The following is a 20,157-nucleotide window of genomic DNA, read 5'->3' as shown; positions in this document are numbered from 1 at the left end:
TATCACCAGATAGAGATCTGATCTACCGGAAAGGATCAGACTCTTTCATCTCTCTGATAACCAGATCCAGTTCCTCGGCTCCCTGGAGATCATCCAGGCTGACATCATCCTCACCCTTCTGCGGATAAAGCGTCTTCATCAGGAGCTCTGAGAGTGTCCGCATCTTCCCTTCCATCGCCTTGACACGGGATGTATCATGAATATGGACTGCATACTGGGAGATCGCTCCATCCGGGCCGCTGACCGGATGAATCCCGATATCAAACCAGCAATCGCCAAACTCTTCTTCAAAGCGGAGCGAACAACAGTTCACAAGGGAGGGAAGTTTTGATGCGGCCATCGTCGGGGAGAGATGTCCGGATGCGACAAGATCATGGATGCTTGTTCCGATCAGTTCATCCGCCGTGATACCGACCCGCTTCGCAAGGGCATCATTCGCAGTCAGGATCGTTCCGTCTCTATCCATGAGATAATGGAGATCACGGGTCTCATTCAACAGCACCCGGATAATCTCCGCCTGTTCCCGGACGACCTTCTCCATCGCATGCTTATAAAATGCCATCTCGATGGTTGTCCTAAGTTCAAGCTCCCGTACAGGCTTGAGGATATATCCAAACGGTTCTGTCAGTTTGGCCTCATGGATGTACCGATCATCACTGAATGCGGTCAGGAAGATCAGGGGTATCCGGTATTTTTCCTTGATCTGCTCTGCCGCCTCGATTCCGTTCATCTTCCCGGCGAGCATAATATCCATTAATATCAGATCCGGGCGTAATTCGCCGGCCATCTCAACAGCACGCTCTCCTGTCGCGGAAATACCGCATACAGAATACCCCATCTCTGTCAGGCTTGTCTTGAGAACCATCGCCGTAACAGCTTCATCTTCAACGATCAATATAGCAGGTTCATTCATTTTGATTCTCTCCATCTGGTGCAACAGGAAATGTTATTATAAAGGTAGTACCCTGATCCCGGTTCATAGAGATTGTCCCCATCAGCTGAATGACAAGGCTGTTAACCAGCTGTAACCCAAGTGAGGAAGTTTCTGCATAATCGACTCCGGCCGGTACGCCAACGCCATCATCATGATATCGGTACACAATTGTATCCCTCTTCCGTTTCATCCCGAGGATGATCCTCCCTTTCCGGCCATCAGGGAAGGCATGTTTCAAGGAATTCATAATGAATTCATTGGTGATGAGGCTGAGAGGAACAGCCTTCTCAATCGAGAGATAGATATCTGGGGCATCAATCTCAATTGAGACTGCATCAGAGCCGATCTCACTCAGCCCGAGGATATAATCTCCCATCGTCGAGAGATACTGCCCGTACTCGATCCGCGAGAGGCTCTTTGACTGGTAGAGCTTCTCATGGACGAGTGCGAGTGAGAAGATCCGGCTCTCACTCTCCAAAAAGAGTTTCCGGATAGTATCATCATTGATATTTTTCCTCTGGAGCGTCAGGAGGCCTGAGACGACCTGCATGTTATTCTTCACACGGTGGTGGATCTCTTTGATGAGCACCTCTTTCTCAAGGAGAGATCTCCTCATCTCTTCATCAATCCTCTTCTCTTCCGTGATATCCTCAAATATGCATGCAAGCTGATCCGGTTCCGGTCGGAAAGCCGAGACCTTAAAGCATCGCTGGTTATCGGAGAGGCAGTTCTCAAAGATGACCGGGACTCCGGTATCCGCCACCTGTTGGAATATATCTGCCCAGGAGTCCCGGAGTTCAGGGAGAAGATCCAGAATCGTCTGGCCTTCCATATCATCTGCAGGGATACCGATCATCTTCTCAAAAGCCGGATTAACGGCGGTAATCCGGAAATCCACAGCCTTCCCCTTTTCATTAAAGATGATCTCATGCTGGACGAATCCGTCGAGCATCTCACGGAAGAGTGTTTTAAATCTCTCTTCTGCGATCCTCTGCTGATGGAGCGCCTCTTCCAGATCCGCTGTCCGCTCCCTCACCCGCTCTTCGAGGACCTCGTATGCTGCAGTGATCTCTTTGGCATGTCTGCGGAGGAGATCGTCAGCCTGTTTCTGCAGTATGGCAAGGGCAGCCACGTCAGCCGCCCATTCAAGTACCCGGAGATTTGCTTCATCCGGCTCACCCGGAGCATCCGCATAGTTGGCGATGGTTCCAAGGAGCTTTCCATCAGAGGTGAGGATCGGCTGGGACCAGCAGGCAAGGAGACCATACTTTTCTGTGACCCTTACAAAATCCGGATACGGAGTCCACCGTGGGCTGTTCCGGATATCCGCCACCACCACCCGATCCCGGAGATACGCCGCCGAACCGCAGGAACCGACATCCGGGCCGATCGGAAGGCCTGGCTGCAGCAATGCATTGTACTCATCAGGCAGATTCGGTGCAGAGGTATGTACCAGGCATTGCCGGGCCTCATCAAACAGCAGAATAGATCCATGTATTGAGGGATCGCTCCTTTCCATCTGGAGTACAATGGCATCCAGAATCAGATCGAGATCCTCCTGCATCACAAGCATCGTCAGAATCCGGTTCTTATTCCTTTCCAGTTCCTCACGCTTGTGCAATGCCTCATCCATCTCTTTTCGCCGGGTTATATCATGCAGGGTTCCGGAGAGACGAAGTGGCAGCCCGTCAGGATGCCAACGGGTAATTTTACCTATGCCGGAGATCCAGATCCAGGTGCCATCTCCATGCCGCATCCGATGTTCGGTCTCAAAGAGTGTCCGCCTCCCCTCAAGATAGTCATTGATGATCCTGGTTACGTCGGGGATGTCATCCGGATGTGTGAACCTCTTCCAGTCAATTGATTCTGCGAAAAACCGTCCGTCATTATATCCGAATATGGCTGCTGCATGATCGTCAAACGAGAGGCTCATGGAGGGGAGATCGAGTTCCCACATCCCTGTTCCGGATGCGGAGAGAGCCATCTGGAGCCTCTCCTGACTCTCCCTGAGTGCAAGAGCAGCCTCTCTCTTATTGATGGCATGAGCGATGATATCGCTGACTATTGAGATGAGGGTCTGATCATCCTCTGTCCAGGTTCGGATCGTCCTGACAGAATCAAAACCGAGGATCCCAAAGATCCGCCTCCCGATCCTGATCGGGAGAAGGATGAGCGATTGGACACCATGCATCCCACAGTATCTCCGTTCAGAAAGAGCATCCCCTGGAAGTTTATTGATATCAGAGACCGAGACGATCTCGCCATTCAGGATCTTTTCAGTAAACCATGGCATCACCTCCAGATAGGCGAGATTCCCGAGATCCTGTATCTCCGGTCTTATCCCCTCAGCACACCATTCGTGCGTATTCTCGATTGTATCGCCATTCTCTTTCAGCAGAAATACATAGGCGCGATCAACCCCGGTGAACCGGCCGATCGAGACGAGGGTATCATTAATGAGATCGTCCGTATCACTGGGATCAGCACCAACAAACGCTGATGAGATGGTCGTTATGAGATGTTCAAACTCCATCCTCCGCCTGAGCAACAGATCCGATCTCCTCTGCTCAATCGCACTCGCAAAGAGTTCGGATGCGATACGGAGGAGCTCGAGATCCTCATCTGACCATTTCCGGGGGGTGGCCGCATACTCAAGTCCGATATATCCGATGAACCCGCCTTTGATCAGAAGCGGAAGCACTATCATCGCCTGGATTCCCTGGGAGAGGAGGAGTTTCTTTTCTGCAATCGCCTCCGGTGGCATCCGGGAGGTTTCCGTGATATGGATGATCTCATTGTTCCTCATCTTCTCCATCAGCCAGGGACAGGCATCTGCCGGGATCCCCTGGAGAGGGTTGATCACAGGAGAGAGATCATCGGCGCACCATTCGGAGATATTGTCCATGAACTGCTCACTTTCACGGAGAACGATGATACACGCCCGGCTTGCATGACAGAATGCTCCAAACTCAGCAAGTGCCTGATCAGCAGCAGGATCGGCATCATTGCAATGGACGAAGGAGGAGGAGATTCGTCCGATCACCTTCTCGAAAGCAAGACGGTGCTTCAGATGCCGTTCACTCTTCCAGAGCGCCGTATGAGTCTCCACCAGCTCATCCAGCTGCACCCGCATCTCCTCCTCTGCGGCCTGAAGCTCAGCATTCATCACCTGAAGGTCATGCTGCTTTCTCTCCCGTTCAATCGCGCCTGCAATAAGATTGGCACTGATACGGAGAAGCCGGATATCCTCATCCGACCAGCCCCAGCCCGAAAAGACATTATCAAGACCAATAAATCCGATGAGCAATCCTTTCACGGTGAGTGGGAGGACGATGAGCGATTCGATCCCCTGCGCCAGAAGCAGCTCCTTCTCTGCCGAAGCCTCATTGGGGAGGAGGGAGATCTTCGGGATCCTGATATCCTCCCCTCTGGTGAGCCGCTCCATCCACCATGGGACAGAGGCCCTTGGAATACCCTGGAGATTTTCCATCTCATGGGATACGCCTTCCCGGCACCATTCATGGGTGTTATCCATCACCGGCTGATCCTGCCGGAAAAGAAAGATATACGACCGTGATGCTCCCGAGAAGGTACCGATCTCGGAGAGCGCCTCATTCATGACCGTATCAAAATCTTCCTGGCCGACGAAACCTGCTGCTATCCTCATCAGGCTATCCTGAAAGGTCTGCCTGTTATCAATACCCGCACGCATTCGTCTCCTGACGATGGCATCATGAATCTTCCGAATAAGATCAGCAGACCAGGCGGATGGGGAGCCGCTCTTCTGGACGTAATAGTCAACGCCCTCATCCACCGCCTCGATCACCAGATCTTCCCTCCCCCTCGCAGTGAGGAGAATAAACGGGGTGGTATCACCTGTTGATCTGAGATGCCGGAGAAGATCGATCCCATGCATGCCGGAGAGGAGATAGTCAGAGACGATCGCATCAAAACGATGATCAACGAGGAGCCGGACCGCATCCTCAGCACTCCCAACCGTCGTCACAATGAAATCCCCGGACCTCTCAAGGAAGAGCCTGCCAATCTCAAGGAGAGCAGGCTCATCATCAATATAGAGGAGGGTGTACTGCTGATGCCCTGCTCCGGGTGTGTTCATAACAGATCAGCACCCTCTGGTAGATTAATGGTTCCGACATGGTCAGGCCCGTCACCTGCACCTCCGGGTTTATGCATTCGGATCACAGAATAAAAAGATACGCGGATCCGAGGATCGCGTACCAAAGAAGGACTTAATCGTTCATAGCGAGGAGATTTTTGAGTTCCTCTTCCGCTCGTGTCTCTGGCGGGATGGGGGGGGTTCCCTGTTCAGCGATGATGAAATGCCATCCGGTTATCGCCGATTCCTGGAATGCAGCCTGATAATAGATGCCATCCTCGTAATATCCCACCTCTCCTTTTGTCTCCTGAATGATTCTCCGTGTCGCTTCTGAGAAGGTATCCGTACCGGAAGGAGCAGAGACGCCAATCTTCTCAGTATGCGTATGCAGGGCGACAACCCCGTCTTCGGTCACTGCAGAGAAGTAGGCTCTTCCATCAAGCGAGAGATCATCGTTTAATGATCTGGAGAGAGCCACAAGATCGATTCGTGCCCCAAGCGCTCCGATAACATTCGTACCGCTCATAACCGGAACCGTGACAACAGCGGCCTCACGACCGGTCACCGGGTCGGTGATCACCTTTCCGGTGATCGGAGTGCCTGCCATCAGGGTGGAGAAGTAAGGGAGAGTACCTGCATTATGTCGTGGCATTTGATCACCAGCCTGATACCAGGTTCCATCAGACGAAATGAAGACGAAGGTTGAGGTCTGATCATTTGCCTTGAGGTTTGTAAGAACAGGCTGGATACGATCCATCTCACCTGACTGAATATCCGACGTTCCGGCAAGGAGACGGAGTGTATCAGCCGTTCCGGTAACTCTTCCCTCTGCTTTTGAGATGAACAGAGTGAGTGCCTCTTTCCCGGCCCCGCTCACCCCTGCAAGCGGGACGTACATAATGAGCTGTTCCCGTGTGGTAATCTCATCGAATGTCCCGTCCTTCTTCATATCATCAAGGGCTCTCTGCCATCTCCGGATGATTCCCTCGTCTGTCTCTTTGTTAAAGGCGATATATAATTCAATTTCGCGAAGGATATAGACGGGAGCAAGATCTGTTGGCTCCAATCCTGCGGCAAGGGAGAGAGGATTGATGGAATCACTGCTCCCAAACCAGAGATCAGACTCCCCTTCATGAACCCCCCGTATTGCCATGATGTCATCAGGGTACAGAACCAGATTCTCAAAGCCCTGTTTGACAAGGTACTGGTGCCTCCAGTCATCTCTGACGACTCCGACGGTATACATATTCTGAATCTCGTTAACACCCGAGACTTCAATCCCTGAATGACCGGGTGCATAGAAGACGAAGCCCTGCTTTCCGATCGGGCCGACCCATGAGAAGAGCGGGTCCCGCTCAGGTGTTCTTGCTGCTGAAAAGAGTACGACATCGGGTCTGCTGAGTGCCAGTTCGTAGGCATCACTCCAGGGAAGTACCTCAATTGGAGCAGTATCATGAAGCCGTGCAAGAATTTCACGTACCACCTCTGTTGATCGCCCCGCCACCTCACCGTCTGCATCAAGATAGTTGTATGGCGGGTTCTCTTCCGTTACAATCAGGAGATCAGAAGCTCCCGATCCAGGTTCAGACCCCTCTCTTGCGGTACATCCTGCAGCCGCAATGAGGAGAAGTATGATCAACGTCAGTATAATGATTCCAAGTCTCTTTCCCATCCGATCATCCATCCACAATACGATACTGAATGTGGATCGTAGATAAGCATTGTTAATTAGTTTTTAAAATTATAATATTTTTAATTAAATATCATAGAGCCTCGGATACAACCATGAGTAGAGAGCAGCGGAACATCATTCTTATCGGGATGCCGGGTGCGGGGAAGAGTACGGTTAGCGTCATCCTTGCAAAGACACTCGGCATGCAGTTCATCGACACCGACATCCTGATACAGGAAGAGACCGGGAGGATGCTCCAGGAGATCTTTGACGAAGATGGGCCGGGTACCTTCAGGCGGATCGAGGAAGAGGCGATGAATCGCCTGAAGGCAGGAGGTATCGTTGTGTACCTGGCGATCTCCTGTGAAGAGATGGAGAAGAGACTTAACAATATCACCACCAAGGGGGATCATGCTCCTTCCAAACCAGAGTCTCCGGGAGATGTACAATCAACGGGCTCCGTTATACGAGACATATGCAGATCTCACCATCATATCAGCGGGTGAGGATTTGGAGGCCATGGTCAGGAAGGTCATCGACCTCGTCAGCCAGAGAAAAAAGTTATTGTCTGATGGCCGTAAGGGCATCATAGACCATCTTTTTATAGGATGCAAGGTTGGGATTGTACTCTGCCCGTGCCGTCTCCGCATCCTGGCTATCGCCAAACGCATCGATCCGGTCAAGGGTTGCATCGGCAGCATCAAGAACCCAGAGATCCCGGATATCCCGGTCAACCGGGGTGACCGTCTCGGCCCGAATCGAGATGAGGACCTTCCCGTCCGGGGTCTCATAGGCGTTTGGTTTTCCAACGACTGCCACGAAGGCGGGTGGTTCGATCCTGGCAACCTGCTGCATCGCCTCAGGTTGATAGGATCCGGCGGTGATGAAGAACGTCCCGGAGGGATCAGCGACCCGTGCCCGGTACATGCTGTTCTGTTCACCAACCCTCTCTTTCTGGGTGAGTGATCCGACGATGAAGACCCGGTTGCACCGCTCTCCGGTGGGGAGGAGGAGATACGTCGGACTCTTCTCGTCATCACCGACACGGAAGGAGTGGCGGGCATCCCGCATCTCTGCTGCAAAGACCCGCTTTGCGGGTTCACGGACATAATTCTGGAAACGCTCGGTCATGCGAGATCACCTCCTGCACGATTGATAAGAGCAGTATGCCTGGCGGGATCAAAAAAGAGCCATTTTGCATCAAATGCAATGAAGAGCCCTTCAAACTCCCGGCCGGTGACGGTGAGGTACCTGCCGAGTGCCCGATCACCAAGCTGCCGGGCAACCTCATCAGCACCAAGCGGCTGGTTCTCGGCGATATCCTGTGCCTCTGCAAGGGTCATCGAGAAGAGCTTCTCGACTGCTTCACGCTGGATGAGGAGGTTATGGGCGGTCTGGCCATCATCCAGCGTACCCCGGATCCGGAGATCGTACTGGAAGCCGGGCTGGAACTCATGAACAGGACAGAAGTTCTGCCTGGAGAGAACACGATTACATCCTTCCACCGGGCAGCGTTTGACAATCCCTGATCCGGATGCGATATGAACGAGAGCTCCTGAGATCGATTTCCCACCACGGGAGACCTCAATATCAGCATCTTCATCCGGGAGAGGGGTCGCGTGTGTCAGATCAAGAGAGAGCCTTCCGTTATACTCCTCAACAGCGGCATAGAAGAAGGTATAGACGATATTCTCCTGAATCTGCTCAACACCTTCGCCATCCCAGATAACGAACTTGATGACACCGGTCTCATCCCCGACCAGGCCGGCCTGGAGCATCCGTTCGCTTCTGCTCTCCCACTCCTGCGCGAGTTTCACCCTGACGGTCGCAATACCGGGGGCGAGATCAGCAACCGGGGTTGCCGGAGGCGGGGGGAGGAAACGATCTTCAACCGGACTGAGTACCGCATCCTGATTGATGGATATCCGTGGAGCACCCCGGAACATCCCCTTCGTCGCCCCTTCGATTGCATACCAGTTTCCCTGTTCCAGTGCCGGGATTTGGGCATCTCCCCAGATGGTAAATGCATATGCACCATCCGGGGTTGCGATGATCCCGCTCTCCCGGACAGTCTCGGATCCGACATGACGGACAGAGATTATCTTTCCTTCAAACAGGGGCATGGGTTCTTCAGATCCGGCAGGTCCGGCAGAAACAGCGATCTCCGAATCCACAGGCGTACATGATGCCGGATCGATGGTGAGGGAGAGGCGGCCGTTATACTCCTCAACAGGAACATACGCGAAGGTATAGGCCGTATCAGGCTCAAGCTTCCGGTCGCTGCCACCCTTCCAGATGACGAACTTCATCGTCCCGCTCTCGTCCCCGAGGAGTCCGGTCTGAAGCATCCGGTCATGGCGGACCTCCCAGTCCTGGACAATTTTCGCGGTGACTGAAGCAATGCCAGGGCGGAGATCGGCAATCCTGGTGATCTCCGGGGTGAGAGGACGATCGTCGTTGATCGGAGTGACCGTCGTCCCCGCATGAATCTTCAGGTTCGCCAGACCCCGGAACTCATCGACGACTGCGCTTTCAAGCCTGAACCATTCCCCGACCCTGAGGAGTGCGGGAGCATTCTTTGCAAAGATGACGAACCTGACAGCACCAGTATCATCAGCGATCACCCCGGTCTGTGCAACCGCCGGGGAGGGAGGCTCAGTTACCGAGACGACCTTTCCCTCCACCGTCACCCATTCGCCGGGGACGAGTGTGCCGATACCAACAGCATCAGAAGAAGGCGCAGACGGCTTTGGCTGCTCGATACCATGTTCCTTAAATGTGTCCTGCAGAATTGTCCGTTCCGCCTCGGACGGCGGCACACCAAACTCGGTGACGAGACGGTTGATCTTTGATGCGATCTTCTCCGGCCGGGGTTCGATCCCCTGGGCCTTCAGTTTTTGGGAGATTCTTGCAATGATATCATCTGTTTCCATAATGATCTCCAACATTCCATGGGAATGGTTGGGATATAAACCCCCCAGACCGGGGGGTGAAAGTGAACCATGATATAGGTGTCAGATCAACATGATCTTCTATGTCGATCACCGTTGATTCAACGATCATGGAGCTTATTCAGGCGAAGCCGGAATCAGCAGCAATACTTCAGAACTTTGGCATGGGATGCCTCGGATGCGCAATCGCACACAACGAGACGATCCGCGAGGCAGCAGTGGTTCATGGCATTCCACTTGAGGAACTTGCCAGCGCTCTTGGTATCGCAATCGAATAAGATTATTTCTTCTTTCGGAGGGCCTTCAGTTCACTGAGGGATGCCTCAGGATTTTTCTTCAGGTGGCGCACAACCTCCGGCTCATGGTTGAGCGTACAGTTTGTGCAGGCCCAGACCTTCCCCCCGGATGAGCTCTCCACCCAGTCACCGAGGGTCTCGTCACCACACGGATACAGGGGGCAGTAGCAGAAGTCACACCGCTGCCCTTCAAAATGGCAGGGATAATAGGGGCAGTTCTTCTTCGACCACTCGATCCACGCTCCGCCGTTGAAGCGGCTATAGATGAAGAAAGCGGGTTCATCTGCAGGAACCCTTCCATCATGGCGGTCGAGGGCGACGGATACCCCTTTCCTGATCGCGCTCATGATTCGTTCGCCCGCAGGGGATGCCGGACCCGCATACCGGTGGACTGCCTCCCCCTCAGATGCGACGATGATCGCATCCGTCGTCGTCCCGGTGAAGGTACGGCCCAGATCCCGGAGTGCCTGGACCTTCGCCTCGGTAACGGTGATAAATGCCCCGAGGAGGGCGGCAGGGGTGAAGCCTTCACTGCTGGTGACGATGATATTGATGGTGCCAGGCCCCTCCGGTGTCGGATGGGTCACCCCGGCAGTGATAAAGATCGTCAGGAAATCATATCTGAGGACGACGAGGTGACGCATCGGAACCGCAGTCATCAGGCCAAAGAAACGGTCAGAGAGGCCATGGGAGGCGGCAAGGAGAGAGAGGGTACGTTCCGGCTCTGCCGCCCGGTACCCATGAGGAACAGTATGGTTGAGGAGCGTCGTCACTTCGGCGAGACCGCCGCCCACCCCCGAACTTGCGGCAAGGAACGCCCCCCTGATCAGGAGCGTCTCACCACGGAGATAATACCTCATCCGATATCGTAATGGGCGCGATCCTTGAGCTCCTGCTGCTTTGCCGCATTCCATCCCCCGACATCCGAGAGATAGCCGGTGATCCGGGAGATCTGGGAGACGTCATGGGATCCGCACTCAGGGCAGATGGCTGCACCGCAGAGCGGGCAGTAGGCGAGCGACTCGATGATATCATGGGGGCAGTGGCAGTGATCGACCGGGCACATCTGCTGAAGGATCGCCTCCCCGCAGGCAGGACACGGCTCCTCATCCACAATATGGTGGCAGGTATGGCATTTGTACCGCCTCTCCTCAACCGGAATATCATCAAGAGTGGCGTACGTCTCAATCGCCTTCTTCTGTTCCTCTGTCAAGTGCATGCGGAGTAGTTGGAGGATGGAAGATAAAAGTCTGATCATCGGGTACTCTCCGGCCAGAATAGAGGATCACAGAAGATAGAGTGCAATAATAACGAGGAGAAAGATCACTGCCAGGATGCGTATCCAGAGGGGAATATCGAGCCTCGACGCAGGCTGTTCATCCCGCCTCTCCGGGACCGGCATATCCTCATCACTCTCGACGACGAAGGTCCCCTGATACCCGCATTTTTTGCATCGGTATTCAGAGCCGGCATATCCACCGATCGTCCGGAAGAGATCCCTGCTCCCACATGAGGGACATCGGAGCATACCCGGAACTGGAACGGGAGAGGGCTTCAACCTTCCCCATAAGGTGTGCCTCAGAGTGACTCATAGGGTTCATCACCCACCGGAGAGACCGGTGTCAGGACGAGATTCTCTTCATCGGCACCCGACGATTCACCGGCAGCGATCCCGATATTCTCTCGCGGCTGCGGAAGGATCCGCAGCTCCATAGATGGCACGGCCAACGATGACGCCGTCAACGAGTGCCTTCACATCCTCTGGTGCAGCACCCTGGGCACCGACACCCGGCGAATAGATCTTCTTCGTCCCGATGATCTCACGGAGTGCCGCCACACGGGCAGGCCGGGTCGCCGGTGCGATGATCCCGTCTGCGCCTGCGGTGACCGCCATCCCACTGAACCGCTCTGCTACCCCGCCTGAGAACCATTCAGCCCCGCCCGGATGGCTCATCTCGCAGACGACGAAACATTCGCCGCCATGCGCATGGGCAGAGGCGACACAGGCTTCAAGCGAGTCGCCTCCGGGGAAGGCATGGCAGATGACGGCAGAACATCCTGCAGCAAAGACCTGATCGCAGATGAGGGTATTCGTATTTGGGATATCCGCCACCTTGAAGTCCGCGATCACCGGGACTCCGAGGGCTGCGATCTCCCCTGCAATCGAAAGGCCGGCTCCAAGAACGAGCGGGTAGCCGATCTTGATGGCATCGAGATGATCTGCTGTCAATGATGCGATCCGGAGCGCCTCCTCCCGGGAGGTGGTATCAAGGGCAAGGATGAGGGCGCTCATGCTGCCAGCCTCTCAAGTGTCGCCGCAATAAGGAGCGGGAGCGTGATCGTCGCATCGCCATAGACCGTCACCGCACGGGCTTCTTCGGTGATCTTGCCCCAGGACCGTGCCTCGTCAAGCGTCGCCCCTGACAGACCGCCGAGATCCGGGCGATCTCCGGTGAGCTGGACCGCATAGGTAAAACCGTTCTCGGTCATCAGCATACTCTGGAGGATGAAGTTCTTCGGAACGCCCCCGCCGACGATGAATGCCCCGGCCTTCTCAGCGGCAAAGCAGCGGTTCATCAGGGGTTTCATATCCGCAAAGGCATCGATGGTCACCTTGTTCGTCTGGGAGAAGAGCCAGTACTGAAGGCCGATCATCGAGTCCTGGACTGCCGGGCAGTAAACCGGAATATCCTTCCTCGCCGCGGTAGCAAGGATGCCGGAGCCGAGGGAACTGCCGATCCTCCGGAGGAGATCGCTGATCGAGAGGGAGGAACCATCAGGGAGATCACTGTACACTCCCTGCATAAAATCCTCAAACACCTCAAATGCCTCGGTGGGGAGATAGACATCATAGATACGATTGATCTCATCATGCCGGAGATCAACATCATCGCAGATCTCGGTCCCATGATAGTGATGGCAGCCGATCGCCTCGATGACATCATGTGTCAGGTTTGCACCCGTCGAGACGAGAATATCAATATACCCGGCATCCAGGAGATCTGAGACGATACCACCCATCCCGGCGGGAACCATCGCCCCTGCAAGACCGAAGAACCGGGTCGCCGCCGGATCGGCAAACATCATCTCTGTGATCGAGACCGCCTCTGCAAGCGATCCCCCGTTATAGGCACCCGCTCTTCCCATCGCATCCACAAGCTCCCCGACCGTCATCCCCGGCCGGAGGTGCATCTGGGCGACCGCTTCAGAACACTTCTGTGACATCAGTACTCAACCTGGGTACCGTTCTGTATTCGCAGACCATAAGTACCGCACATCAGCAGAGAGAGGGGAGGGGGCTACCGGGAGGGAGTTTCCGTGGGATACCGGTAGAGGTGCGGGGGCACCAGGATCACAAACCTCGCACCCTCCCCGCAGATACCCTCTTCCAAGATGCTCATCCCGCTGATCGCAAGGATTGCACGGGCAAGGAAGAGGCCAAGGCCGGTATTTTTTCCAACACCCCGCTCGAATATCCGGCTTTTCTCCTCCAGGGGTATCCCGATCCCGTCATCCTCGCAGATGATGGAGAGGCCGTCATCCGAGATGCCGGCAGATAGCCGGATACGGGTGACCTTCTCCCCATGCCGGATGGCGTTATCGATACAGGTGGCGATCACCTTCTCGAAGAGGGGATCGGCCAGGATCTCCATCGGAGGAAGATCACGTGCTATCGTGATACTGCTGGTATCCACCGAGTCAGCCGCATGAGCCGCCGTCAGCGGCAGGTTCTGCCATGAAACTCCATGTAATCCGATCTCCTGGTAGTCCTGTGCAAACGCTATCATCCGGAGGACCCGTCCGATCATCTCTTTGATCTTTGGAATACCCTCATCCAGCCGGAGGAGGGGATCGGGCTCTTCCATCAGGTCAAGGTATCCGAGGATCGTTCCGAGACGATTCTTCAGATCATGCCGTGTCACCGAAGCGAGGAGGGCAAGCTTCTCATTGAGGTGTCGTATCGAATCCTCTGTGAACCGGCGATCGGTGATATCGGTGATGAACCCCTCGATGAACCGCGGAGAGCCATCCTCTTCGTACACAACCGCCCCGCGTTCCCAGACCCAGCGGATCTCACCGTCACGCCGCCGGATCGGATACTCCCCCTCAAAGACCCCCTTCGTCTCTATCACCCCCCTCCACTCGTCCCAGAGTCTTTCACGGTGATCCGGCAGGATGAGATCGTTCCATGAGATCACCCTGTTATCGATGAGGTCATCGGGTGCATACCCGGTGAGAGACCGGCATCCGTCAGAGATGAACCGCATCGTCCAGTTCCGGTCGATATCACAGCGGTATACCATTCCGGGAATATGAGAGAGGAGATGGTTGATCTCACCCTCATGCCGTTTTCGCTCTGAAATGTCCCGGATAACGGCAAGGAGATGCTGCCGCCCCCCCATCATCAGAGGACTCACCGTCGCCTCGAGATCAAGGAGCGTTCCGTCTGATCTGAGTCCTTTCCATTCAAAGAACTGAAGTTCGCCTTCTTCTGCACGTGCAAGCAGCCCGACGAGGAGATCCCTGGATCTCCCGCCACATGGCTGAAACTCAGGCGAGAGTCTCCCGGCCTTCCGTCCAATCAGCTCGTCATGGGAGAAGCCAAAGAGCTCCATCGCACGGCGGTTGCAGTCTGAGACCGTCAGGTCGTCGAAGAGGAGGAGGGCATCACCCGCAGAGTCGAAGAGGAGATGGCAGTATTCCCCCTGTTCCCGGAGTGATACTTCTGCCATCCTTGTCTCAGTGACATCAAGAACAGTCACAAGGACGAGATCCGGGTGGCCGGCATCTCCCATCGGGGTGATGATACACCGGTAGTACCGTTCTCCCTCAATCGTCGGATAGGAAGCATCAACCTCGATCTCCTCCCCGGTCGCAAAGACCTCCCGGAGGCTCGCCTCAAGCGGTTCCATGATCGCCGCCGGCATCCCAAGCTCACGCCAGTGGTGGCCGGCCATCTCTTCCGGGGTCATCCCGATCTGGTATGCACCCTTCTTACAGGCGTACCGGAACCGGCACTCCCGGTCATAGACATAGAAGTTCACCGGGGTGATATCAAAGATGGTATCAAGGAGGATCTGCTGATCCTTTATCTCGGCAAGGAGGATCTCACGTTCATGATCCCGTGCGATGACCTCCTCCATCTGCGCTTTGAGTTCTTCATCAACAACGGAGAGGGATTCATACTGAGTCTGGAGATCCTGCTCAAGGGCGACCCGATAGCTGATATCACGGATCGTCTCGATGGCGCCCGACAGCCTTCCGGCATCATCAAAGAGAGGCGTTGCCTTCCCCCAGAGGAAGACCGGGGTGCCCCGGGGCTTCGCCTGGGAAGACTCGGCATAGAAGGCATGCCCTTCACGCCAGAAGGTGCTGTACCCGAGCCGTTCATCCTTATCAGGAGCCAGGCCTGCGGCAATATCAATCAGCATCGGACGGGCAGTCCCATAGATTGGAACAGCATACGCAAATTCTCCACGTCCGATCATCTCATCTGCCGGGATCCCTGTCATATCCTCCATCGCCCGGTTCCAGGTCGTCACATACCCCTGATCATCGATTGAGAAGGTGGGATCCGGCAATGCAGAGATGAGTATCTCAAACTTCCGCTCGGCCTGGCGGTACGCAACAGAACGGCGGATGGCATTGCCAAGTTCCGCAAACTGGGACTTCGGATCCCCGCCCTTCCGGATGTAGAAGTCTGCCCCCTTGTTCAGTGCCTGAATCGCCACCTCCTCCCGTCCCCTTCCGGTGAAGATGACGAACGGAATCGTCATCCCAAATGATCGAACCTGTGAGAGGAGTGCGAGGCCATCCATCAGGGGCATCTCATAATCCGAGACGATTGCATCAAAAGGAGTTTCTGCGAGCTTCTTCAGGGCCTCCCGGCCTGAACCTGCAATTGTTACCGAAAAGCCATCGCGTTCAAGGAAGAGCCGTGTCACCTCGAGGAGGGCGGGATCATCATCGACGAGGAGAACGGATGTCATTGAAAAGGGAGGATCCGGAGAAGGGTAGAGACCCTACTCAAGGAACCAACGCATCGCTTCAGGTGCGTGGATCTTGATCTCCTGAAGGAAATATGTCCCAAGTTCCGGATCCGAATCATCAATCGCCGCCTGAATCGTCCTGAAGAGCCAGGGAGAGAGATCAGGATCCTTATCCATCGAGTTCATGACAACGACGACTGCTTCATCAACTTCGGTCTTGTTCTTCCACTTATATGCCATATCTCAGTTCACCAAAAGGTAGATTGGACGGAAATTATATAAAACCATCTATCTGACCTTCAGCCTCCCATCCTTGCCGCTGATCCTGCCCTTGGATCGGAGTGTATCAACGATATGGGTAACCATCTCCTCGTCGATAGTGAACCGGATCGGATAGGACTCCTGATCTGCTGTGATTGCAGTATCCGGAAGCCGCCTGTGGATCTCCTCAATGGTGACAGCCCCTTCCCCGATGAGCCGGACCGACTCGTCAGCGAGCATCAGAAGGAGGAAGAACTGTTCAAGAAATGCGACAAGGCTCTCCTCCTCAGGCTCACATTCCTCAAGAAGAGAGATCAGCTCCTCGGGATCATCACAGAATATGATATCCGTCCCTGTCTGGACCGAGTAGTGCACCTCAGAGGAGACCATCCGTTCAGCAGTCAGGCCGGCTTCCTCAAGCTCCTCAATTCCGGGATACAGGATGAGATCAGCAGGCATTGATATCTCAAGGAGATCCGGTTCGATCCGTTGTGTGATGATGATGGTGTCATTCTCAGCGGTGATAAGCCCCTGTTTCTCATAGAGGACGAGCCGGAAGGCATCATGGAGCCGGGACCGGATCTCTTCCTCCGCCATAGGCTCTTCGCCGGTCTCTCCGAGAAGGGTTTTGCCACCATCCTCTTCAATAGCCCTCATAATCCTCTCATACGCCTCCACATCGGATGCAATAAGACCCTGGGCAAGCGAAAGAGTCTGGACATCTTCGGGGTCATCCGGTGTTTGAGAGAGGATATATTGCTTCAGTGCACCGATAGAGCCCAATACGACCTCTTCCGAGGAGAGGACCGGATCAGAGGAGAGTTTTGCAGAAACTCCGGATTTCTTCAGGAGACGCATGATTCGCTGGGCATTGTCGCGATCATCAAAGAGTATTGTCAGACCCTGTACCATGCAGAAGAATGCTCTTTGCCTGATGATGAAACCTTGTATCAGCCCACAGTCCTGCGGGGGAGGCCCGACTCGTAGATGAGCGTAAAGTACCGGGCGGCGAATAGTGTGATGACGACATAGATGAAGAATGCAGGGATATAGCCGATGGGCGTAAGCTCAATCAGATACCCGGCAGGGAGCGACAGAAGGAGGGAGACGACAGTATAGAAAGCAACCGCAGAGATATACGGAACAGATCCGATAGCCCTGATATGGGTGGTGATCTCGCGGAATGCAAATCCATCCCGGATACGCCTTGAACGGGCAGTCCTGATGAGACCTATCATCGAGATGAGGATGACGACGGCATACAGAAGAACCACCCCAAGGAGGAGAAAGAAGACCGCTCCCACAGGAGAGAAGAGAAGGCCGCGATCAGCATGGGTGATGAGATCCATCAGTCTGCTCTGTCTGGATGTAATGAGGAGGATCGCTCCGATGACAGGTGCTGAGTAGATGAACTGGACGATAGTGAGCCTGATCCCATCAATAAAGAGGCCATAGGGGGAGGAGAGGTCAGGGGGTTGCGGCTCACCGCGATAAATCCGTGCGGTATACCCCATCATCAGGGGAAAGAGCGCCATCATCCCCATCAGGAGAGGAATACGTCCTGGATGATCACGGATCGCAGCCAGTGCATACTCCGCCGACTTCTCTGCAGACTCCCAGATATCTATCATTTCGATTATAACCAGTCGACCTGATCGGATATAAGATTCACGACATTGTCAGGGAGGGGCGGAGAACCCCGGCAGAGGGGGCGGGCAAGATGTCTCCGGGCAGATGGCGGAACTTCATACCAGCCAGGCACCAGATGACGCTCCTCAAAACGTACAGCCGGATCTTCCTCCCTCTTCCCGCACCGACGGCATTTGTAGCCCTTCCTCGTCCCGGCCGAGGTCATCTTCCTTGCACATTCCGGACAGATGGGGGCCTCTGCAATCCGGAGAGGGGGGGCATCGAGGATGCAGCACTTCTCAAGATTCAGTGTATTATTCCGGTAGCTCCCACAGGCAACGATCCTGTCACCTGGTGCAAGCGCCCGGATGATCTCGCGAAACCCTTTCACCGGCTCATATGCCATACAGGTGAGATGGAGATCCCGGTCACTGATCCGGACTGAGACATGACCGCCGATCCCGGTCGCCGGGTGGGTGGAAACGGTTCCCACAACGATGTAGGATCGCCCGTCTTCAAGGGATCCGATCATTCCCGGGAGCAGGTGGGCATCCGTCCCCTGGTTCGTCTCAAAGAGAGCCTCGATGGCGGGGTCTTCTGATTCGATCAGGTTTCGGGCGAGGGATACCCAGACCGGGTTCTCCCCCCGGATGCCGAAGAGGACCGGATCCGGGGTGTGCGGGACACAGACGACAACGTTGTTGGCGGCATCGACCGTATCCCAGGTATGTGGATGAGTCATCTCCTCTGCTGTCGTCAGGGTCTTTCTATCAACGACCCGTTCCCTCTCCCTGCGACCGACATCCCGGTAGACGAGATACTCCGAGGTGCTATCGTCCAGCTCTGCTGCAACGGCGGCGACGGCACCGATGAGACCCCGGCCATTTTTCCAGCCACGGTATCGCGCTCCCGCTTCGATACATGCATCGATCGCACCCTCGATTGTACAGAATCCGGTGATCGCCTCCTCTGCAAAGGCAGCCGGAGGACGGCGGTCTCCACAGACGACCAGGCCGGGATTCGTCCTCTCACACCCCAGATCGGCAAGTTCTTCAATGAGCGACTCTGCAATGGAGAAGGCGGTATCCGGATCCCCCCCGGCACCGATGGCAATGGCAGCGTTTCCCCGGGTCTTCCAGATGATCGTCGGATTCAGCCTGATAAGCCGGAGTGAGTGGACCGGTATTCCTGATGCTTCAAGCCTCCTGGCAAGGACCGCTCCGAGATAGGTGGTACACATACCCTCAGGGGAGTCGGTATCATCGATTCCAATCCACATAGCTACAGATCTGCTCTCCGCACCCATAAGGGGGAGTGTCAGATCATTTATCATCTCGCTTATCCTTGTAGGATAGAGAAACGATGGTACAGGAACGACTCATCCAGACGGTGGTGGCAATTCTCATTACCGCAGGGTTTGACGTCTCTGAACGGTGTACCCAGAGACCACGAAGCTTTGATCTTCTGGCATCAGACAGAGAGCGACTTGTCATCATCAAGGTCGTCTCCCAGATCGACTCCGTCTCCGAGGATGTTGCAACCGATCTCGATGCTATGGCCCACCATCTCAAGGCAGTCCCGATCATCATCGGGGAACGGGCACGGGGCGTTCCGCTTGAGCGCAGCGCAGTCTATCTCAGGTATGGTCTCTTCGCCGTCTCACCATCAACACTCTATGATTACCTGGTTGAAGAGATCCCCCCGCTCGTCTATGCCTCGCCGGGAGGGCTCTATGTCAATATCGACGGCCACCGCCTCCACCAGATGAGAGAGGCACATACCCTCTCACTCGGTGATCTCGCCCATCTTCTCGGCGTCTCCAGGCGGACGATCAGCAAATACGAAAGTGGCATGGGAACGACGCTTGAGATGGCCCTGAAGCTCGAGGAACTCTTCGATGAGCCGATCGTCCAGCCGATCGATCTCTTCATGGACCGGCCTCATGATCTCCCCTCGATCACCGGTATCGAAGAGAGCGAGGTGATCACCCCTGCCGGATACCTTCAGTCTATCGGGCTTGAGCTTCACTCATTCCGGCGTGCCCCCTTTCAGGCGGTCGCCCACTATGATGAGACGATGATCCTCGCCTGCTTTGGCCCCGCCCAGAAGATGGTCAGGCGCGCGGCTCTCGTCGGAAACCTATCCCGGATTGCCCGTGCCCGCTCCCTCTGCATCCTATCTGACTATAATAAGGAGAAGAAGATAGGAAAAACCCTCATTATCGGTGAGGAGCAGCTCTATTCTCTTGAAGAGGGATCAGATCTCCTCGATCTGATACCCGAATAAGGTTTATATAGAACCACAAAG

The 20,157-nt window shown here is 54.9% G+C and carries 18 protein-coding genes; 3 read left to right on the top strand and 15 right to left on the bottom strand.

What is annotated here, in order from left to right:
- Positions 1–22: 22 nt before the first annotated feature.
- From RJ53_RS09440 to RJ53_RS09430, 3 genes are all read right to left on the bottom strand, one after another.
- The gene (locus RJ53_RS09440; RefSeq protein WP_211531379.1) at positions 23–913 is read right to left on the bottom strand and encodes a response regulator; all 891 of its coding nucleotides are present in this window, start codon (positions 911–913) and stop codon (positions 23–25) included.
- Positions 906–5,051 carry a GAF domain-containing protein gene (locus RJ53_RS09435; protein WP_211531378.1) on the bottom strand — a complete coding sequence of 1,382 codons (4,146 nt, stop codon included), beginning with the start codon at positions 5,049–5,051 and terminating at the stop codon, positions 906–908. The genes RJ53_RS09440 and RJ53_RS09435 overlap by 8 nt, the downstream gene beginning before the upstream one ends.
- Positions 5,052–5,184: 133 nt before the next feature.
- A complete protein-coding gene (locus tag RJ53_RS09430) occupies positions 5,185–6,723 on the bottom strand; it encodes a transporter substrate-binding domain-containing protein (RefSeq protein WP_211531377.1) in 1,539 nt (512 codons plus the stop codon).
- 113 nt (positions 6,724–6,836) lie between these two features.
- Here RJ53_RS09430 and RJ53_RS11715 point away from each other — a divergent pair, with 113 nt between their 5' ends.
- Positions 6,837–7,229, top strand: a complete 393-nt coding sequence (locus tag RJ53_RS11715) for a shikimate kinase (RefSeq protein WP_246496075.1) — start codon at positions 6,837–6,839, stop codon at positions 7,227–7,229.
- Positions 7,230–7,284: 55 nt separating this feature from the next.
- Here the strand turns inward: RJ53_RS11715 and RJ53_RS11710 are convergent, their stop codons facing one another.
- A complete protein-coding gene (locus RJ53_RS11710; protein ID WP_246496074.1) occupies positions 7,285–7,854 on the bottom strand; it encodes an RPA family protein in 570 nt (189 codons plus the stop codon).
- On the bottom strand, positions 7,851–9,656 hold the full coding sequence (locus RJ53_RS09415; RefSeq protein WP_211531375.1) for a hypothetical protein: 1,806 nt from the start codon (positions 9,654–9,656) through the stop codon (positions 7,851–7,853). The genes RJ53_RS11710 and RJ53_RS09415 overlap by 4 nt, the downstream gene beginning before the upstream one ends.
- A 101-nt stretch (positions 9,657–9,757) precedes the next feature.
- Between RJ53_RS09415 and RJ53_RS09410 the strand changes: the two genes are divergently transcribed.
- A complete protein-coding gene (locus RJ53_RS09410; protein ID WP_211531374.1) occupies positions 9,758–9,952 on the top strand; it encodes a DUF1858 domain-containing protein in 195 nt (64 codons plus the stop codon).
- A 2-nt stretch (positions 9,953–9,954) separates the two neighbouring features.
- On the opposite strand, the gene RJ53_RS09405 is transcribed toward RJ53_RS09410, so the two are convergent.
- The 10 genes from RJ53_RS09405 to RJ53_RS09360 all read right to left on the bottom strand — a co-directional run bounded on the left by RJ53_RS09405 (position 9,955) and on the right by RJ53_RS09360 (position 19,183).
- Positions 9,955–10,830: an adenosylcobinamide amidohydrolase gene (locus RJ53_RS09405; protein ID WP_211531373.1), complete on the bottom strand. Its 876-nt coding sequence runs from the start codon at positions 10,828–10,830 to the stop codon at positions 9,955–9,957.
- Positions 10,827–11,189 (bottom strand): anaerobic ribonucleoside-triphosphate reductase, encoded by a 363-nt coding sequence (gene nrdD, locus RJ53_RS09400; protein WP_211531372.1) that lies wholly within the window; start codon positions 11,187–11,189, stop codon positions 10,827–10,829. Before nrdD ends, RJ53_RS09405 begins: the two co-directional genes overlap by 4 nt.
- 66 nt (positions 11,190–11,255) lie before the next feature.
- Positions 11,256–11,498, bottom strand: a complete 243-nt coding sequence (locus RJ53_RS09395; RefSeq protein ID WP_211531371.1) for a TFIIB-type zinc ribbon-containing protein — start codon at positions 11,496–11,498, stop codon at positions 11,256–11,258.
- A 129-nt stretch (positions 11,499–11,627) separates the two neighbouring features.
- On the bottom strand, positions 11,628–12,263 hold the full coding sequence (gene pyrF / locus RJ53_RS09390) for an orotidine-5'-phosphate decarboxylase (RefSeq protein ID WP_211531370.1): 636 nt from the start codon (positions 12,261–12,263) through the stop codon (positions 11,628–11,630).
- The gene (locus RJ53_RS09385) at positions 12,260–13,195 is read right to left on the bottom strand and encodes a deoxyhypusine synthase (protein ID WP_211531369.1); all 936 of its coding nucleotides are present in this window, start codon (positions 13,193–13,195) and stop codon (positions 12,260–12,262) included. Before RJ53_RS09385 ends, pyrF begins: the two co-directional genes overlap by 4 nt.
- 74 nt (positions 13,196–13,269) lie before the next feature.
- The gene (locus RJ53_RS09380) at positions 13,270–15,960 is read right to left on the bottom strand and encodes a hybrid sensor histidine kinase/response regulator (RefSeq protein WP_211531368.1); all 2,691 of its coding nucleotides are present in this window, start codon (positions 15,958–15,960) and stop codon (positions 13,270–13,272) included.
- Positions 15,961–15,993: 33 nt separating this feature from the next.
- Positions 15,994–16,200 (bottom strand): hypothetical protein, encoded by a 207-nt coding sequence (locus RJ53_RS09375; protein ID WP_211531367.1) that lies wholly within the window; start codon positions 16,198–16,200, stop codon positions 15,994–15,996.
- A 48-nt stretch (positions 16,201–16,248) separates the two neighbouring features.
- A complete protein-coding gene (locus RJ53_RS09370; RefSeq protein WP_211531366.1) occupies positions 16,249–17,133 on the bottom strand; it encodes a hypothetical protein in 885 nt (294 codons plus the stop codon).
- 38 nt (positions 17,134–17,171) lie between these two features.
- Positions 17,172–17,852 carry a DUF4013 domain-containing protein gene (locus tag RJ53_RS09365; protein WP_211531365.1) on the bottom strand — a complete coding sequence of 227 codons (681 nt, stop codon included), beginning with the start codon at positions 17,850–17,852 and terminating at the stop codon, positions 17,172–17,174.
- Between the two features lie 5 nt (positions 17,853–17,857).
- Entirely contained in the window at positions 17,858–19,183 is a 1,326-nt protein-coding gene (locus RJ53_RS09360; RefSeq protein WP_343221876.1) for a tRNA(Ile)(2)-agmatinylcytidine synthase, read from the bottom strand.
- 29 nt (positions 19,184–19,212) lie between these two features.
- Between RJ53_RS09360 and RJ53_RS09355 the strand changes: the two genes are divergently transcribed.
- Positions 19,213–20,136 (top strand): transcriptional regulator, encoded by a 924-nt coding sequence (locus RJ53_RS09355; RefSeq protein ID WP_211531364.1) that lies wholly within the window; start codon positions 19,213–19,215, stop codon positions 20,134–20,136.
- Positions 20,137–20,157: the final 21 nt, after the last annotated feature.

Source organism: Methanocalculus chunghsingensis (genome assembly GCF_018132105.1).
Taxonomy (GTDB): Archaea; Halobacteriota; Methanomicrobia; order Methanomicrobiales; family Methanocorpusculaceae; genus Methanocalculus; species Methanocalculus chunghsingensis.
The sequence above is the reverse complement of the archived record's forward strand: the minus strand, read 5'-3'. Positions and strand labels throughout refer to the sequence as shown.

Bases quoted from the DNA above. Each gene is read 5' to 3' on its own strand.
- RJ53_RS09355 (WP_211531364.1), top strand. From the start codon at position 19,213: ATGGTACAGGAACGACTCATCCAGACGGTGGTGGCAATTCTCATTACC.
- pyrF (WP_211531370.1), bottom strand. From the start codon at position 12,263: ATGAGCGCCCTCATCCTTGCCCTTGATACCACCTCCCGGGAGGAGGCG.
- RJ53_RS09380 (WP_211531368.1), bottom strand. From the start codon at position 15,960: ATGACATCCGTTCTCCTCGTCGATGATGATCCCGCCCTCCTCGAGGTG.
- RJ53_RS09375 (WP_211531367.1), bottom strand. From the start codon at position 16,200: ATGGCATATAAGTGGAAGAACAAGACCGAAGTTGATGAAGCAGTCGTC.
- RJ53_RS09385 (WP_211531369.1), bottom strand. From the start codon at position 13,195: ATGTCACAGAAGTGTTCTGAAGCGGTCGCCCAGATGCACCTCCGGCCG.
- RJ53_RS09370 (WP_211531366.1), bottom strand. From the start codon at position 17,133: ATGGTACAGGGTCTGACAATACTCTTTGATGATCGCGACAATGCCCAG.
- RJ53_RS11710 (WP_246496074.1), bottom strand. From the start codon at position 7,854: ATGACCGAGCGTTTCCAGAATTATGTCCGTGAACCCGCAAAGCGGGTC.
- RJ53_RS09410 (WP_211531374.1), top strand. From the start codon at position 9,758: ATGTCGATCACCGTTGATTCAACGATCATGGAGCTTATTCAGGCGAAG.
- RJ53_RS09360 (WP_343221876.1), bottom strand. From the start codon at position 19,183: ATGATAAATGATCTGACACTCCCCCTTATGGGTGCGGAGAGCAGATCT.
- RJ53_RS09395 (WP_211531371.1), bottom strand. From the start codon at position 11,498: ATGCTCCGATGTCCCTCATGTGGGAGCAGGGATCTCTTCCGGACGATC.
- RJ53_RS09365 (WP_211531365.1), bottom strand. From the start codon at position 17,852: ATGATAGATATCTGGGAGTCTGCAGAGAAGTCGGCGGAGTATGCACTG.
- RJ53_RS09440 (WP_211531379.1), bottom strand. From the start codon at position 913: ATGAATGAACCTGCTATATTGATCGTTGAAGATGAAGCTGTTACGGCG.
- RJ53_RS09405 (WP_211531373.1), bottom strand. From the start codon at position 10,830: ATGAGGTATTATCTCCGTGGTGAGACGCTCCTGATCAGGGGGGCGTTC.
- RJ53_RS09430 (WP_211531377.1), bottom strand. From the start codon at position 6,723: ATGGGAAAGAGACTTGGAATCATTATACTGACGTTGATCATACTTCTC.
- RJ53_RS09435 (WP_211531378.1), bottom strand. From the start codon at position 5,051: ATGAACACACCCGGAGCAGGGCATCAGCAGTACACCCTCCTCTATATT.
- RJ53_RS11715 (WP_246496075.1), top strand. From the start codon at position 6,837: ATGAGTAGAGAGCAGCGGAACATCATTCTTATCGGGATGCCGGGTGCG.
- nrdD (WP_211531372.1), bottom strand. From the start codon at position 11,189: ATGCACTTGACAGAGGAACAGAAGAAGGCGATTGAGACGTACGCCACT.
- RJ53_RS09415 (WP_211531375.1), bottom strand. From the start codon at position 9,656: ATGGAAACAGATGATATCATTGCAAGAATCTCCCAAAAACTGAAGGCC.